We start from the raw sequence: 14,889 nt of genomic DNA on the forward strand, positions 1-14,889 counted from the left end.
GGCCTCGGGGTGTAGCTTAGCCTGGTAGAGCGCTACGTTCGGGACGTAGAGGCCGGAGGTTCGAATCCTCTCACCCCGACCATTCCCGTGCCTTGATCGACGCCGCCGCGGCCTGCCGCCGCGGCGTTTTCGTTCGAGCCGGCCTCAACCGGGCGATTCGGACCGCTCCAGCGTCACGATCGCACCTCCGCGCTTCGCCGCGACGTGCAGCGGATCGCCGTGGCGCGGCGGACGGATCAGGAGTTCGCCGCCTTCCGGGATCACGGCGAGCGAGACGAGGTAGCTGCCGTCGTCGTCGCGCCACGCGGTCCCGACGCGCTCGAGCGTCTCGTCCGCGGCCGAGAGCGGACGCCGCGCCCCCGCGCGGCGTCCGCCTCGAGTCCGCGCTCGCAAGACGATCGCGAACACGGGCATCCATTCGTTGGGGGGAAGGTTCATCCGGGGTTCCATGGCGCGGCGCGGGTCCGCCGCTCGACGCCATGATGGCGGCGCGGCCCGCCGCCCGGAGGCGACGATTCCGCATCGCCGCTCCGGAGCATTCGTCGCGGAGCGCGACGCGATCAGGCCGACAGCAGGTCGGCCAGCGCGCAGGCGACGACCGCCGTCGCGCGGCGCAGGTCTTCGAGGACGAGATGCTCGTCGGCGCGTTTCGCGTTCGCCTCGAGGATCGTGCGCGGGCCCGCGCCGTACATCACGATCGGCACGCCGTGCTCGCCGTACAGGCGCGCGTCGGCGTAGAGCGGCACGCCGACCGCCGGGATCGGCACGCCGAAGATGCGCTCGGCGTGGACCCGCAGCGCGCCGACGAGCTTCTCGTGGCCGGGTCGCGGCTCGAGCGCGCGCGCGAGCAGGAGCCTGCGGATGTCGACGCGCACGCCCGGATGCGCGAGCGCGATCGACTCGATCCGCGCGCGCAGCGCGGCCTCGACCGCGTCGGGCCGCTCCTCGGGGATCATGCGGCGGTCGAGCTTCAGCACGACGCGATCGGGCACGACGTTGGTGTTGATGCCGCCCTCGATGCGGCCGACGACGAGCGTCGGCGAATCGATGCCCGGGACCGACGACTTCACCGTCTCGAGCCGGTCGGCCTCCGCGTAGAGCCCGTCGAGGATCGCCGCCGCCGCGCGCAGCGCGTCGACGCCGGTCTTCGGCATCGATCCGTGCGCGGCCCTGCCGTGCACGGTCACCTCGAGTTGCAGGCAGCCGTTGTGCGCGGTGACGATCGCGTAGCTGAACGAGGCGGCGATCGCGTAGTCCGGCTTCGTGAGGCCGTGCGACAGGAGCCAACCCGGACCGGCGAGGCCGCCGAACTCCTCGTCGTAGGTGAAATGCAGCTCGACCGCGCCGCGGAGCTTCGCGCCGTTCCGCTGCGCCGCGCGCAGCGCCTCCAGCGCGAACGTGTAACTCGCGATGTCGGACTTCGACACGGCCACTCCGCGCGCGTACATGCGCCCGTCCTCGACGACGCCTTCGTAGGGGGGCTTCGTCCAACCCTCGCCGGGAGGCACGACGTCGCCGTGCGCGTTCAGCGCGATCGTCGGGCCGCCCGCGCCGAAGCGGTGGCGCACGATCAGGTTGACGACGCTCGCCATGCCGTAGTCGTTCAGGAAGGAGGGGGGAACCGGGTGGCGCTCGACCTCGTGGCCGAGTGCTTCGAGGAGTTCCGCGGCCTTCGCCGCGGCCGGCGCGTTGTCGCCGGGCGGCGTGTCGGAGGGCACGCGCACGATGTCGCGCAGGAACGCGATCTGACGGCCGTGGTGCGCGTCGACGTGCGCGACGAGGGCGGCGTGGAGCGCGCCGCGCACAGCCGTGGGTTCGCTGTCGGATCGCGCGGTCATCGCTGCGGCGGCTCGTAGTGTTCGAGGAAGTCGAGCAGCACCGCGGTGGCGATCTCGGCGTCCTCGGCGCTCATCGTCTCGTCGGGGTGGTGGCTGATGCCGTTGGCGCCGCAGCGCACGAACAGCATGGCGATCGGGCAGACCGGCGGGAACGCCATCGCGTCGTGGCCGGCGCCGGAGGCGAGGCGCCGCACCGGCACGCGCTGGCGGGCGATCGACGCCGCGAGCGCGTCCTGCAGCGCGCCGTCGCAGGGCGCGGCGGGAAGCTCGTAGAACTCGTCGACCCCGACCTCGACGCGCCGGCGTTCCGCGATCGCCGCGAACGCCTCGCGCAGCTCCGCCACGGCGGCGCGTCGCGCACCATCGGACGCAGAACGCAGATCGACGGTGAACGTCACGTCCTGCGGTATCACGTTGATCGCGCCCGGGGCGACGGTCATGACGCCGACGGTGCCGACGAGCGCCACGCCGTCCCGTCCCGGCGACGACGCAATGCGTTCGACCGCGAGCGCCATCTCCGCGGCGGCGGCGAGCGCGTCGCGCCGCGCGCCCATCGGCACCGTGCCCGCGTGGCCCGCGAGTCCGGTGACCGTCACGCGGATGCGGCTGCCGCCGGCGATCGCGGTCACGACGCCCACCGGCAATCCGGCGTCGAGCAGCACCGGCCCCTGTTCGATGTGCGATTCGACGTAGGCGATGACGTCACGGCCACGCCGGTCGAGGCCGCGCCAGCCGTCCGGATCGCCGCCGAACGCGACCAGCGCTTCGCGCAGCGTCGTCCCGCCGGCGTCCTTCACGTCGAGCCAGGCCGGGTCGAAGCTGCCGCCCATCGCCTTGCTGCCGACGAGCGTCACGCCGAACCGGACGCCCTCCTCGTCGGCGAACGCGACGACCTCGAACGTGAACGGCAGGCGCTTGCCCCGCGACGACAGGTCCCGCACGCACGCGATCGCGGTCAGGATGCCGAAGAGGCCGTCGTAGCGTCCGGCGTTGCGCACGCTGTCCATGTGCGAACCGGACATGACGGTCGGAGCTTCCGGCGCCTCGGCTCGATAGCGGCCGACGACGTTGCCGAGCGCATCGTAGCCCGCCTCCATGCCGGCGTCGCGCATCAAGCCGAGCAGGTATCCGCCGGCTTGCCGGTGCTCCGGCGTCAGGTAGCGCCGCGTGATGCGCGGAGCGTCCTCGCTGAACGCCGCGAGATCGTCCGCCTGCCGCAGAATGTCCTGTCCGAATCGCACCCGGCCTCCGTGCCCGGTCCGTCTCGGGCGTTTGACTTCCATTTTACCTACCGGGTAACGTCGCGGTCATGCCTTCGCTCGATGAACTGAACCGCGCGGCGCCCGACGAGTTCTCGCGCGCCTTCGGGCCGGTCTACGAGCGCTCGCCCTGGGTCGCGGAGCGCGCCTGTGCGCGGCGCCCGTTCGCATCGCGGCTCGACCTGGAACTCGCGCTCTGCGGCGTCGTGCGGTCGGCGTCCGAGGCCGAGAAGCTCGCGCTGATACGCGCGCACCCCGAGCTCGCGGGCCGCGAGGCCCGCGATGGAGCGCTCACGCGCGAATCCGTGCGCGAGCAGGCCTCGGCGGGACTGGGCACGCTCGAGGCGCACGAGGCCGCGGAGCTGCGGCGGCTGAACGCCTGCTACCAGGAGCGCTTCGGCTTCCCGTTCGTCATCTGCGCACGGCTGAATCGCAAGGACGCGATCATCGGCACGCTGCGTGCGCGCCTCGCCAACACGCGCGAACAGGAGATCGCGAACGCGGTCGCGCAGATCGGCGAGATCGCGCGGCTTCGTCTCCTCGACCTCCTTCCCTGACGATGGCGAAACTCTCCACGCACGTCCTCGACACCTGGCAGGGGCGCCCCGCAGCCGGCGTGAGAGTCGACCTCTACGCGCTCGAGGCGGCCGGACCGCGGCTCATCGTCACGACGCGCACCAACGCCGACGGCCGCACCGATGCGCCGCTTCTCCAGGGCGACGCGGTGAAACGCGGCCGCTACCGGCTGGTCTTCCACCTCGGCGAACACTACCGCTCGATCGGTGTCACGCTCGCTGACCCTCCGTTCCTCGATGTCGTGCCGATAGAGTTCGGCATCGCGGACGAGCGCGGCGGCTACCACGTGCCGCTGGTCTGCACGCCCTTCGCGTACTCGACCTACCGCGGCAGCTGATGGAGGCCTACGCCGTCGAGTGGCTGGGATTCCTCGGCCGCTGGTTCCACATGATCGCCGGCATCGCCTGGATCGGCGCATCGTTCTACTTCATCTGGCTCGACGGGCATCTGCTCCCGCCGCGGGACGCGGAGGAGACACGCCGGCTCGGCCTGTCGGGCGAGGTGTGGGCGCTGCACGGCGGCGGCTTCTACCGCGCGCAGAAGTTCGCGGTGGCGCCGCCCGCGTTGCCCGAGCCGCTGCACTGGTTCAAGTGGGAGGCGTACACCACCTGGCTGTCGGGCATGTTCCTGCTCGGGCTCGTCTACTACTGGGGCGCCGAGATCACGCTGATCGATCGCTCGGTCGCCGACCTCGGCCAGGGCGCGGCGATCGCCTTCGGCCTCGTGTTCCTCGCCGGCGGCTGGGTCGTCTACGACCTCCTGTGCCGTTCGCCGCTCGGCAGGCGCGAGCCCGTGCTCGCCGCGGTGATGCTCGTGCTGTGCGCGATCGCGGCCTACGCGCTCACCCACCTCTACTCGGGTCGCGGCGCGTTCATCCACTTCGGCGCGATGCTCGGCACGATCATGGCCGCGAACGTGCTCTTCGTGATCATGCCGGGCCAGCGCGAGATGGTGAAGGCGAAGGTCGAAGGTCGCGTTCCGGATCCGTCGCACGGCGCGCGCGGCAAGCAGCGCAGCGTCCACAACACCTACTTCACGCTGCCGGTGCTGTTCACGATGATCAGCAACCACTACGCGGGCCTGACCAACGCGCCCCGCGCCTGGGCCGTGCTCGTCGCGCTCTCGCTTTCCGGCGTGCTGATCCGGCTGTACTTCACGAGCCGGCATCGGGGACCCGCGAAGCCGTGGCTCGCCGCCGCCGGCGTCGCGCTGCTCGCGGCGACGTTCGTCGCGCTGATGCCGCGCGCCGCGCCGCCGTCCACCGGCAGCGCGACCTTCGCGCAGGTGCAGGCGATCGTCACGGAACGCTGCGCCGGGTGCCACGCCGAGCGGCCGACCTTCGCCGGCTTCGCCTCGCCGCCCAAGGACGTCAAGCTCGACACTCCGGAGCGCATCGTCACCCTGGCCCCGGCGATCCACCAGCAGGCCGTCGTGTCGAAGGCGATGCCGATCGGCAACCTCACGCAGATGACCGACGCCGAGCGCGCGGCGCTCGACACCTGGTTCCGCGCGGGGGCGCACGGCGATTAGCTTCGCCGGGCCGACGCCCGGAGGCGTCGGGCTGAAGCCCGACCCACCGTTCTTCCCGCAGGTCGGCCTTCAGGCCGACATTGCATCCCGCCGCCGTGGGTCGGCCTTCAGGCCGACGCTTCGCCGTCGCATCGGCACGAATACGTCGGGCTGAAGCCCGACCCACCGTTCTTCCCGCAGGTCGGCCTTCGGGCCGACATTGCATCCCGCCGCCGTGGGTCGGCCTTCAGGCCGACGCCGCTCAACCCGGCGTCACGGCCTCGGGAGCCACGGCGAGGTAGTCTCCGCGCTCGACCTGGGCGCGTATGGCGGCGAGATCGGGCGCGAACGCGCGGTCGCGGTCCCAGAACGGCACGGCGGCGCGAATGCGGGCGTGCGCGCGAGCGAGCAACACAGAGGTCGCGACCGGACGTCGCAGGTCGATGCCCTGCGCGGCCGCGAGCAGTTCGACGGCGACGATCGCCGCCGCGTTCCCGGCCATCGTCAGGAGGCGCAGGGCGGCGCCGGTCGCCATGCTGACGTGGTCCTCCTGGTTCGCGGAGGTCGGCAGCGAGTCGACGCTGCGCGGATGCGCGAGCGCCTTGTTCTCCGAGGCGAGCGCCGCGGCGGTGACCTGCGCGATCATGAATCCGGAGTTCACGCCGCCGTCCTCCACGAGGAACGGCGGCAATCCCGACAGGTTCGCGTCCATCAGGAGCGCGATGCGGCGCTCGGCGAGCGCCCCGATCTCCGCGATCGCGAGCGCGAGATTGTCCGCCGCGAACGCGACCGGTTCCGCGTGGAAGTTGCCGCCGGACAGCACCTCGTCGCGATCGGCGAACACCAGCGGGTTGTCGGAGACCGCGTTCGCCTCGACGGCGAGCGATGACGCGACCGAGCGCATCTGGTCGAGCACCGCGCCCATCACCTGCGGCTGGCACCGCAGACTGTAGGGATCCTGCACGCGCGCGCAGTCGACGTGCGATGCGCGGATCGCGCTGCCGGAGAGCAGGCGCCGGTAGATCGCCGCCGCGTCGCGCTGTCCGGCATGGCCGCGCAAGGCGTGGATGCGCGGGTCGAACGGCGTGTCGCTGCCCAAGCACGCGTCGACGCTCATCGCGCCGGCGACGAACGCCGCCGCGGCGACGCGCTCGGCCATGAACAGCGCGGCGAGCGCCAGCGCGGTCGAGACCTGCGTGCCGTTGATGAGCGCGAGGCCCTCCTTCGGCGCGAGCTCGAGCGGCGCGAGTCCCGCGCGCGCCAGCCCTTCGGCGGCCGGCGCGACGCGGCCGTCGATCCGCACCTCGCCCTCGCCGATCAGCACGCCGCACAGGTGCGCGAGCGGCGCGAGATCGCCCGAAGCTCCGACCGACCCCAGCGAGGGCACGCAAGGCAGCACGTCGGCGTTCGCGAGCGCGATCAACGCCTCGATCACCTCCCAGCGAACCCCCGAATGCCCGCGGGCGAGCGACGCGGCCTTGAGCACGATCGCGAGCCGCACGACGCCGTCGTCGAGGAGCGCTCCGGTGCCCGCGGAGTGCGAGAGCAGGAGCGCACGCTGCAGTTCCGCGAGGCGCGCGTCGTCGATGCGGGTACGCGCGAGCAGGCCGAAGCCGGTGTTGACCCCGTAGACGGTTCGATGCTCGCGGACGACGCGTGAAACGGCGGCCGCCGCGGCGTCCACCGCTCGCCGGGCCGTCGGGTCGATCGCGATCCGCCGGGACGCCGACCAGACCGACCGCATCAGGTCGAGCGTGAGACGGGCAGGCGCGAGCGAGAGCGTCATCGGGGGCAGCGGGACGGAAAGGGGAAGCCGGTCAGTGTAGCGGTGCCCTCGCCGTTCGGGGATGTCCCGGCGCGCGCGGCCCGGACTCGACTGGTTAGAATGACGGATGCCCGCAGACCCGCCGGAGGACGTGACCGACCTCGTCCGCATCGCGTCCGACTTCGATGCCCGCCGCGACGTTCGAGCCGCGGCGGAGGCTTGGTCCCGTGCCCATGTACGCGCACCGACGCGCCCGGAGATCCGGCTGGGGTACGCCCAGTCGTTGATCCGGGCCGCCCGACCCGGCGACGCGCTTCCGCTGCTCGAAGCGCTGATCGCGATGCCGGGCGCGCCAGCGGCGGCCTGGCTCGCGTACGGCGTGGCACTCGCGCTCCTCGACCGATATCGCGAAGCCTTGCGCGCCTGCGAACGGGCGACGGCAATGGCGCCCGGCATCTGCGAGGTGCACCTCGGGCATGGCGACGTGCTCTACCGGTCGGGCGACTGGGCCGGCGCACGGCGCGCCTATGAACGCGCGCACGAGATCGCCCCCGACCATCCCGACGTCCTCGGCAAGCTCGCGCACATCGCGCACATCCGGAAGGAGCGCCCGAAGGCCCGGGCGTTGCTCGAGCGCGCGCTCGCGCAGTCGCCGAGCCATCCGACGACCCGCTACAACTTCGCGGTGCTGGCCGTCCTCGATGGTCGTGTCGAGGAGGCCCGCCGGGAAGTAGAAGCGCTGCTCGCGATGCCTGGCCTCGACCGGGAGATGCACACCACGGCGCTGGAGACCCTCGCCCTGCTCGACGAACGCGATCGGCTCGCCGCTCCGGTCGCGGATGCGCTCGCGCGCGACGACGTCGATCCGCTCGCAGAAGCGTTGCGCCGGGAACCCGGCAGTCCGTTGACCGACAACGCCCTGGCCGACGCGATGCGCGAGATGGTCGATCGGGCGGCCAATGCTGCGCCCATCGATCACGCGTTCGCTCCGCGCTCCGATCGGTCGGGCCGCTGGCACGCGATCGAATCGCATCTGGCGTTTCGCACGAGCCGCGGCGCCCCCGCGCTCGAACGGGATCTGCGTCTGGTCGCGAGCGGGATCGCCCCGGCCGACAGCGTCGATGACGACGTCGTGCGTCACGCGTGCGCGGTGAAGTCGCGGCCGGCCAACCGCCCGCCCGAGGATGCGCTGGCGCTCGACGCGTGGCTGCGGCTCGCCCACGCGCGTCTGCTCGCGCATCGCGTCGAGTGCTGGCCGGGCTTCTACAAGCCAACCCACTCGACGCAGCTCGCGGGATCGGCCCATGCGCGGGTATCCCCCCCGTACGTCAGCGGGACCGTGCGCACGATCCTGCCCGAGATCACGCGACGCCTGCCGCCGGGCGGCTGGCGCGCGACGCTCGTGCTGGCCGCGATCCTGCTCATCCATCCATTCGTCGACGGCAACAAGCGGCTGGCGCGCTTCATCGCGAACGGAGAGCTCGAAGCGGCCGGACTGATGCCGCACATGCACTCGCCGGGAAAGGTCCGCAAGCTGCTCCACCTCGCGATCGAGGCGAGAGAACGACGCGACGCCGAGCCGCTCGCCACGTGGCTCGCCGCCGCGAGCCGCGAGTCGGCGCGATTCGACGCGGAATGGGCCGCGGGCACCCTGCGCTGACCCGAGCTGCGGACGACATCGGCGACGATGCCCTTCGTCCTCCATCCCGCAACGCCGAACCGCGAACGGACCCTCTCGCTCTGTCGATGATCGGACACCGCAAACCGGACCACGAGGACGCGCTCGCGCTGATGCGACGGGCGTCGGAGTTCGATGCGCGCGGCGCGCATGTGGGCGCCGCCGACGCGTGGGCGCAGGCGATCGCCGCCGATCCTTCGCTCCTCCCGGCGCGCCTTGGCCTGGCACAGGCGCAGATTCGCGCGGGCCGTCCGGCAGATGCCCTGTCCGCGCTGGCCGCGCTGCGCGAAACGGCCCCCGCGATGCCCGCGGTCTGGCTCGCGACTGCCGTCGCCCAGTCGATGCTGGGGAAGCATGGAGACGCGATCGCGAGCGCCGAGCGCGGCGTGTCCCTCGCGCCGTCGATGGCGCCGCTCCACCTGGGGTTGGGCGACGTGCTGCGGCAGGCCGGTCGTCTGTCCCATGCCTCGGCCGCCTATCGGAGGGCGGTCGAACTCGATCCCGCGAACGCCGACGCGCTCAACAAACTCGCGACGGCCGAGCGCACGATGGGCCGCCACGATCGCGCGGAAGCGCTGCTGAGAGACGCACTCGTCCTCGCGCCGCGTCATCCGTATGCACGCGTGAATCTCGGCACGCTCGAGGCCGTACGCGGCAACCTGGACGCCGGTCGTGCCCGGCTCGCCGCGGCGCTCGACGATGCGCTGCTTCCGGCAGACGCGCGGGAGGAAGCACGCGATGCGGTGGCGATGATCGACGAGCGTCGCCTGCTCGATGGACCGATCGACGAGGCGGTCGCCGGCGGCGATCCGCGCCCCATCGCGCTCGCGCTGCGCTCGCTCGACCGTGGCGCGGCGGTCGACGAGGTCCTGCTCGCCGACCTCTCCCGGATCGTCGAGCGCCTCGAGTCCGCGCCCCGCATCGACGATCGCTTCCCGGAGGGCGCCCCCGCGTCGTTCGCCTGGCCGGCCCTCGAAGCCCACCACAACCTGAAGCGACCGCGCGACGACGCGGCCCTCGCGCACAGTGTCGCGCTGGTCGCGGGCGAGCGTCCGGTGGCTGACGATGACGACCGCGACCTCGTGCACTACGCGAGGATCGTCGCGCGCGCGAGCTCGCCCGATCACGATGACCCGGTCGCGTTCGAAGCGTGGCTGCGCCTGCGCCACGCGCAGCTCGCGACCCACAGGCCGCGACTGGATCCCGGACAGTTCTCGATCGTCAACAACATCGTGCGCGGAGCAAGACACGTGCCGCGCACTCCGCCGGCGCGGATCCCGGCGACGCTGCGCCGGGTCCTGGACGAACTGTTGCCGCGGGTGCCGGGCGGCGCGTGGCGCGCGGTCTTCCTCTACCTGACGGTGGGCGAGTTGCATCCGTTCACCGACGGGAACGGCCGCACGATGCGCCTCATGGTGAACCGCCTGCTGGCGGGCGCGGGCCGCTATCCCCACCTGCACCCGCCGGGCAACGACGGCAGCATCCAGTCTGCCGCGCGGGCGACGGCCGACCTCGAGCCGCTCGTCGACTGGCTCTCCGCGGGCAGCCGATACGCGGCGGAGCTCGACCGCGCGTGGGCGGCGCGCGATCCGCGCTGATCCGCGTGGCCTCGGCGCGGGAGCAGCCCGGACGCCTGCCTATAATCGCCGCATGAATCGGCCACCGACGCCAGCGCCACCGCACACGCTCGCGCTGGCGAGGCAGGCGGCCTCGCTCGAAGCGCGGGGTGCGTTTACGGAGGCGGCCGCCGTCTGGGCGCGCGCGGCGGCATCGGATGGCGCGTTCCTGCCAGCGCAACTCGGACTTGCCCAGGCGCACATCCGCACGGGCCGGCCTGCCGACGCCCTGCCGGTGCTGGATCGCCTGCGCGCGCAGGCTCCGGGCCTTCCGGCGGCGTGGCTCGCGACCGCAGTCGCGCAATCGATGCTCGGCCGACACGACGACGCCGTCGAGCACGCACGACGCGCCGTCGCGCTCGCTCCGGCCGTCCCGGCGGCGCACCTCGGCCTGGGCGACGTGCTGCGCCAGGCAGGCCGGCTCGAAGCCGCGTCCGACGCCTATCGACACGCAGTCGCCCTCGCGCCCGACGACCCGGAAGCGAACGCCAAGGCGGCGGTGATCGCGCGCCTCGCGCGCCGTTTGGACGACGCCGAAGCGATGCTGCGCAAGGCTCTCGCGCGCGCGCCCGGCCATCCGTACGCACAGGTGAACCTGGCCACGCTGCTGCTCGAGCGCGGCCGGATCGAGGAAGGCGAGGCGATGCTCGACGCGGCGTCGGCGACGGCGAATCTCCCGCCCGACGCACGAAGCGAGATCGCCGACGCGCGCTCGATGCTCGCCGAGCGCGCGTCGCTCGCGGCTCCGCTGGCCGCGGCGCGTTCGAGCGACGACCCCGCGCCGCTCATCGCCGGCCTGCGCGCGCTGCGCCGTCCCGACACCATCGACCGCGCGCTCGTCGACGACCTCGAACGGATCGCGTCGGGCCTTGCGGCGTCGGACGGTTCGGGCGCGTCGTTCGCATCGGGCGCACCTGCGTCGTCCGCCTGGTTCGCCATCGAGGCCCATCACAACGTGCTGCCGACCCGCGACGCCGGGGCGATCGCGCGAAGCGTGTCGCTCTTCGCGCATCCCGAACGCAGGTCGGGCGACGCGGATCTCGACGTGCTGGCTTATGCGCGCGCGGTCGCCTCCGCGACTTCGTCGCCGCCCGACGATCGCGACCCGATCGCCCTCGAGGGGTGGCTGAGGCTGCGCCACGCGCAGATCGTCGCGCACCGCCCCGAGATCGGCCCCGGAATGGTCAAGCTGATCAACAACGTGGTCGGAACAGCGGTGCACGTCCCGCGCACGGCGCCCGGCCAGATCGCGGCGACGCTGGAGGCCGTCGTCGAGATCGCCTCGCGCGTACCGGGCGGCGCGCCGCGCGCGGTGTTCCTCTACATGGCGCTCCTCGAGATGCACGTCTTCGCCGACGCGAACGGCCGCGTCGTGCGCCTAGCGCTCAACCGCTGGCTCGCGTCGGCCGGGTCGTTCCCGTATCTGCGCGTCGCCGAGTCCGAGGCGAGGCTGCTCGCCCGCGCCCGCGCGAGCGGGGACCTCCGCCCCGTCATCGAGTGCATCGGCGGGGGAAGCCGCTACGCCGCAGAACTCGACCGCGACTGGGCCGCGCGCGAAGCGGCGACCCGATCGTGAAGGACGCCGCCCCCGTGCCCGCCGACCGCTTCGCGGCCCACACGCCGATGATGCAGCAGTACCTGCGCGTCAAGGCGGACCACCCGGACAAGCTGGTGTTCTACCGGATGGGCGACTTCTACGAGCTCTTCTACGACGACGCGAAGCGCGCCGCGCGGCTGCTCGACATCACTCTTACCGCACGCGGGCAGTCGGCGGGCGCGCCGATCCCGATGGCGGGCGTGCCGTTCCACGCGATCGAGCAGCATCTGCAGCGCATGATCCGCGCCGGCGAATCGGCGGTGATCGTCGAGCAGGTCGGCGACCCCTCGACGAGCAAGGGCCCGGTGGAGCGGAGAGTGTCGCGGATCGTGACCCCGGGCACGCTCGTCGACGCGACGCTCCTCGACGCGCGGGCCTCCTCGCTCCTCGCCGCCTGCGTGGTCGCCGGCAAGCGCGCAGGCGTCGCGTGGCTCGACCTCGCCGCCGGCAGGCTCGCCATGGTCGACGTCGCCTCGACCGAACTCTCCGCGACGCTGGAACGCATCGAGCCCGCCGAACTGCTCATCCCCGACGGCATGGCCGCTCCGTCGCTCCCGCGCGGCTCGCCGCCGACCCGCGCGCGCGCCGCGTGGCTGTTCGACGCCGACGCCGGCGCGAAGGCGCTCGCGAAGCACCTGGGCACGCACGACCTGGGCGCGTTCGGCGCCGACGAGGCGCCGATCGCCACCGGGGCGGCCGGCGCGCTCCTCGACTACGCCGCGGCCACGCAGCTCTCGTCGATCGCGCACCTGACGACGCTCGCCGTCGAGCGGCCCGGAACGCACGTTGCGCTCGACAGCGCCACGCGGCGCAACCTCGAGATCGCGCGTACGCTCGCAGGCGAGCGCGCGCCGACGCTCTTGTCGATGCTGGACGCCTGCGTGACCTCGGCCGGAAGCCGCCTGCTGCGCGACTGGCTGATGGCGCCGCTGCGCGACCTCGAGGCGGCGTCGGCACGTCACGATGCGGTCGAACGCTTCGTCGGCGAGCCGGCGTTGCGCCGCCGGCTGCGCGAGACGCTGGACGACGTGGCGGATGTCGAACGCATCGCCGCGCGCATCGCGCTCGCGCAGGTGCGGCCGCGCGAACTCGCCGCGCTGCGCGACACGCTCGCCGCCCTGCCCGGCCTGCGCGCGCTCCTCGGCGACATCGACCTCCCGCTCGTCCGCGGCGCACTCGACGCCGTGGACGTCGACGCACGTTGGACCGCGCTCCTGTCGTCCGCCCTGGCAGCGGAGCCCTCGTCGCAGGTCCGCGACGGCGGCGTCATCGCCGAGGGCCATGACGCAGAACTGGACGAGCTGCGCGCGATCGACCGCGACTGCGGCGCATTCCTCGCCGATCTCGAGGCCCGCGAGCGTGCGCGTTCCGGCATTCCCGGACTCAAGGTCGAGTACAACCGCGTGCACGGCTTCTACATCGAGGTGACGCACGCCCACGCGGCGAAGGTGCCCGACGACTACCGGCGGCGCCAGACGCTCAAGAACGCCGAGCGCTACGTCACGCCGGAATTGAAGGCGTTCGAGGACAAGGCGTTGTCCGCGCAGGAGCGCGCGCTCGCCCGCGAACGGGTGTTGTTCGAGAAGCTCGTATTCGCGCTCGTGCCCGCCGTCCCCGCGTTCCAGAAGGCCGGCGGCGCACTCGCCACGCTGGACGTCCTCGCCTCGCTCGCGGATCGCGCGGAGGCCCTCGGGTTGACGAGGCCCGCGTTCACGCACGAGGCGCGGATCGAGATCCGCGGCGGTCGGCACCCGCTCGTCGAGCGTCAGGTCGAGCACTTCATCGCCAACGACGTCGTGCTGGCGCCCGATCGCCGGCTGCTGGTCGTCACCGGCCCGAACATGGGCGGCAAGTCGACCTACATGCGGCAGACCGCGGTCATCGCGCTGCTCGCGTGCTGCGGCTCGTTCGTGCCCGCGGCGGCGGCGACGATCGGCCCGATCGACGCGATCTGCACGAGGATCGGCGCCGCCGACGACCTCGCCGGCGGCCGGTCGACGTTCATGGTCGAGATGACGGAGGCTGCCGCGATACTTCACCGCGCGACGCCGCGAAGCCTCGTACTCGTCGACGAGATCGGGCGCGGGACCTCCACCTACGACGGCCTCGCGCTCGCGTGGGCGATCGCGCACCGGCTCGCCGAGACCAATCGCGCGCTCACGCTCTTCGCGACGCACTACTTCGAATTGACGGCGCTCGCCGCCGAGATCCCGGGCTGCGCCAACGTGCACTTCGACGCGCTCGAGACGCCGAAGGACGGCATCGTCTTCATGCACGCGGTCGAGGAGGGCCCGGCGAACCGCAGCCATGGCCTCGCGGTCGCGAAGCTCGCGGGCGTTCCCGCCGACACGGTGCGCCAGGCACGCAACTACCTCGCGCGGCTCGACGCCTTCGCGCACGCTGGCGAGGGGCAAGGCAACCTGTTCGCTGCCCCGGCGGGCGATGCTGCGGACCCGCAGACGACGCGCGCGCACGCGCTCGCCGACCGCCTCGCCGCGATCGACCCGGACGCGCTCTCGCCGCGCGAGGCCCTCGACGCGCTCTACGCCCTGAAACGCATCGGCGCGGGCGAAGCCTGATGGACGAGGCGACCGGCCTGCCGCCGCCGCACACCGGTCCGGTCGCGATCTCCGCGCACGACGACGTGCCTGCGGGCGACGCCGCCACTGTCGACGCCGGACTCACCGCGTTCAATCACGCGGCGGCGCCGCTCCACGAGGTTCGCCCCCTCGCGTGCTTCGCGCGCGACGCCCGGGGCGAGGTCGTCGGCGGCGCGCTCGGCCGCACCTGGGGGGATTGCGCCGAGATCCAGGAACTCTGGGTGGACGAGACGTTCCGCGGCGCTCGCATCGGATCGCGCCTGGTCCGCTCGTTCGAGGCAGCCGCGGCCGCGCGGGGCTGCCGGACGTTCTATCTCGAGACCCTGGACTTCCAGGCACCTCGCTTCTACGAGAAGCTGGGCTACCGCATCGTGTTCACGCTGGACGTCCTGCCGCACGGCGTCAAGCGTCACACGATGCTGAGGCGGGACGAGGACCCCCGGCGCTGACG

General features: G+C 72.7%; 12 protein-coding genes and 1 tRNA gene. 9 read left to right on the plus strand and 4 right to left on the minus strand.

All coding sequences use genetic code 11. From position 1 onward, the window contains the following. The first annotated feature begins 5 nt into the window (after window positions 1-5). Window positions 6-82: transfer RNA gene (locus HS109_14275), tRNA-Pro, on the plus strand. A gap of 62 nt (window positions 83-144) precedes the next feature. Here HS109_14275 and HS109_14280 read toward each other — a convergent pair. The 3 genes from HS109_14280 to HS109_14290 all read right to left on the minus strand — a co-directional run bounded on the left by HS109_14280 (window position 145) and on the right by HS109_14290 (window position 3,121). Beyond that, entirely contained in the window at window positions 145-438 is a 294-nt protein-coding gene (locus tag HS109_14280) for a hypothetical protein (GenBank protein MBE7523537.1), read from the minus strand. Window positions 439-560: 122 nt separating this feature from the next. After that, window positions 561-1,838 (minus strand): M20/M25/M40 family metallo-hydrolase, encoded by a 1,278-nt coding sequence (locus HS109_14285; protein ID MBE7523538.1) that lies wholly within the window; start codon window positions 1,836-1,838, stop codon window positions 561-563. Next, window positions 1,835-3,121: an allantoate amidohydrolase gene (locus tag HS109_14290; GenBank protein MBE7523539.1), complete on the minus strand. Its 1,287-nt coding sequence runs from the start codon at window positions 3,119-3,121 to the stop codon at window positions 1,835-1,837. The genes HS109_14285 and HS109_14290 overlap by 4 nt, the downstream gene beginning before the upstream one ends. Before the next feature lie 26 nt (window positions 3,122-3,147). Here HS109_14290 and uraD point away from each other — a divergent pair, with 26 nt between their 5' ends. From uraD to HS109_14305, 3 genes are read left to right on the plus strand one after another with little or no spacing between them, the layout of a single operon-like run. Beyond that, the gene (gene uraD / locus HS109_14295) at window positions 3,148-3,654 is read left to right on the plus strand and encodes a 2-oxo-4-hydroxy-4-carboxy-5-ureidoimidazoline decarboxylase (GenBank protein ID MBE7523540.1); all 507 of its coding nucleotides are present in this window, start codon (window positions 3,148-3,150) and stop codon (window positions 3,652-3,654) included. Window positions 3,655-3,656: 2 nt separating this feature from the next. Further along, a complete protein-coding gene (gene uraH / locus HS109_14300) occupies window positions 3,657-4,010 on the plus strand; it encodes a hydroxyisourate hydrolase (protein ID MBE7523541.1) in 354 nt (117 codons plus the stop codon). Further along, window positions 4,010-5,203: a urate hydroxylase PuuD gene (locus HS109_14305; protein ID MBE7523542.1), complete on the plus strand. Its 1,194-nt coding sequence runs from the start codon at window positions 4,010-4,012 to the stop codon at window positions 5,201-5,203. The genes uraH and HS109_14305 overlap by 1 nt, the downstream gene beginning before the upstream one ends. A gap of 241 nt (window positions 5,204-5,444) precedes the next feature. On the opposite strand, the gene hutH is transcribed toward HS109_14305, so the two are convergent. After that, complete coding sequence (gene hutH, locus HS109_14310; protein ID MBE7523543.1) at window positions 5,445-6,968, minus strand: histidine ammonia-lyase; 1,524 nt, start codon at window positions 6,966-6,968, stop codon at window positions 5,445-5,447. Between the two features lie 106 nt (window positions 6,969-7,074). Between hutH and HS109_14315 the strand changes: the two genes are divergently transcribed. The 5 genes from HS109_14315 to HS109_14335 all read left to right on the plus strand — a co-directional run bounded on the left by HS109_14315 (window position 7,075) and on the right by HS109_14335 (window position 14,887). Further along, window positions 7,075-8,607 carry a tetratricopeptide repeat protein gene (locus tag HS109_14315; protein ID MBE7523544.1) on the plus strand — a complete coding sequence of 511 codons (1,533 nt, stop codon included), beginning with the start codon at window positions 7,075-7,077 and terminating at the stop codon, window positions 8,605-8,607. 86 nt (window positions 8,608-8,693) lie between these two features. Continuing rightward, window positions 8,694-10,223 carry a tetratricopeptide repeat protein gene (locus HS109_14320; GenBank protein ID MBE7523545.1) on the plus strand — a complete coding sequence of 510 codons (1,530 nt, stop codon included), beginning with the start codon at window positions 8,694-8,696 and terminating at the stop codon, window positions 10,221-10,223. 52 nt (window positions 10,224-10,275) lie between these two features. Continuing rightward, a complete protein-coding gene (locus HS109_14325) occupies window positions 10,276-11,817 on the plus strand; it encodes a tetratricopeptide repeat protein (GenBank protein MBE7523546.1) in 1,542 nt (513 codons plus the stop codon). 50 nt (window positions 11,818-11,867) lie between these two features. Beyond that, on the plus strand, window positions 11,868-14,417 hold the full coding sequence (gene mutS, locus HS109_14330) for a DNA mismatch repair protein MutS (GenBank protein MBE7523547.1): 2,550 nt from the start codon (window positions 11,868-11,870) through the stop codon (window positions 14,415-14,417). After that, window positions 14,417-14,887 (plus strand): GNAT family N-acetyltransferase, encoded by a 471-nt coding sequence (locus HS109_14335; GenBank protein ID MBE7523548.1) that lies wholly within the window; start codon window positions 14,417-14,419, stop codon window positions 14,885-14,887. The genes mutS and HS109_14335 overlap by 1 nt, the downstream gene beginning before the upstream one ends. The last annotated feature ends 2 nt before the right edge of the window (window positions 14,888-14,889 follow it).

It is taken from the genome of Burkholderiales bacterium (assembly GCA_015075645.1).
Lineage (GTDB): Bacteria > Pseudomonadota > Gammaproteobacteria > Burkholderiales > Casimicrobiaceae > VBCG01.

Excerpts from the sequence above, each read along its gene's own strand:
- HS109_14315 (MBE7523544.1), top strand. The coding sequence starts at position 7,075 with ATGCCCGCAGACCCGCCGGAGGACGTGACCGACCTCGTCCGCATCGCG.
- HS109_14320 (MBE7523545.1), top strand. The coding sequence starts at position 8,694 with ATGATCGGACACCGCAAACCGGACCACGAGGACGCGCTCGCGCTGATG.
- HS109_14280 (MBE7523537.1), bottom strand. The coding sequence starts at position 438 with ATGAACCTTCCCCCCAACGAATGGATGCCCGTGTTCGCGATCGTCTTG.
- HS109_14325 (MBE7523546.1), top strand. The coding sequence starts at position 10,276 with ATGAATCGGCCACCGACGCCAGCGCCACCGCACACGCTCGCGCTGGCG.
- HS109_14285 (MBE7523538.1), bottom strand. The coding sequence starts at position 1,838 with ATGACCGCGCGATCCGACAGCGAACCCACGGCTGTGCGCGGCGCGCTC.
- hutH (MBE7523543.1), bottom strand. The coding sequence starts at position 6,968 with ATGACGCTCTCGCTCGCGCCTGCCCGTCTCACGCTCGACCTGATGCGG.
- uraH (MBE7523541.1), top strand. The coding sequence starts at position 3,657 with ATGGCGAAACTCTCCACGCACGTCCTCGACACCTGGCAGGGGCGCCCC.
- HS109_14335 (MBE7523548.1), top strand. The coding sequence starts at position 14,417 with ATGGACGAGGCGACCGGCCTGCCGCCGCCGCACACCGGTCCGGTCGCG.
- HS109_14290 (MBE7523539.1), bottom strand. The coding sequence starts at position 3,121 with ATGGAAGTCAAACGCCCGAGACGGACCGGGCACGGAGGCCGGGTGCGA.
- mutS (MBE7523547.1), top strand. The coding sequence starts at position 11,868 with ATGCAGCAGTACCTGCGCGTCAAGGCGGACCACCCGGACAAGCTGGTG.
- uraD (MBE7523540.1), top strand. The coding sequence starts at position 3,148 with ATGCCTTCGCTCGATGAACTGAACCGCGCGGCGCCCGACGAGTTCTCG.
- HS109_14305 (MBE7523542.1), top strand. The coding sequence starts at position 4,010 with ATGGAGGCCTACGCCGTCGAGTGGCTGGGATTCCTCGGCCGCTGGTTC.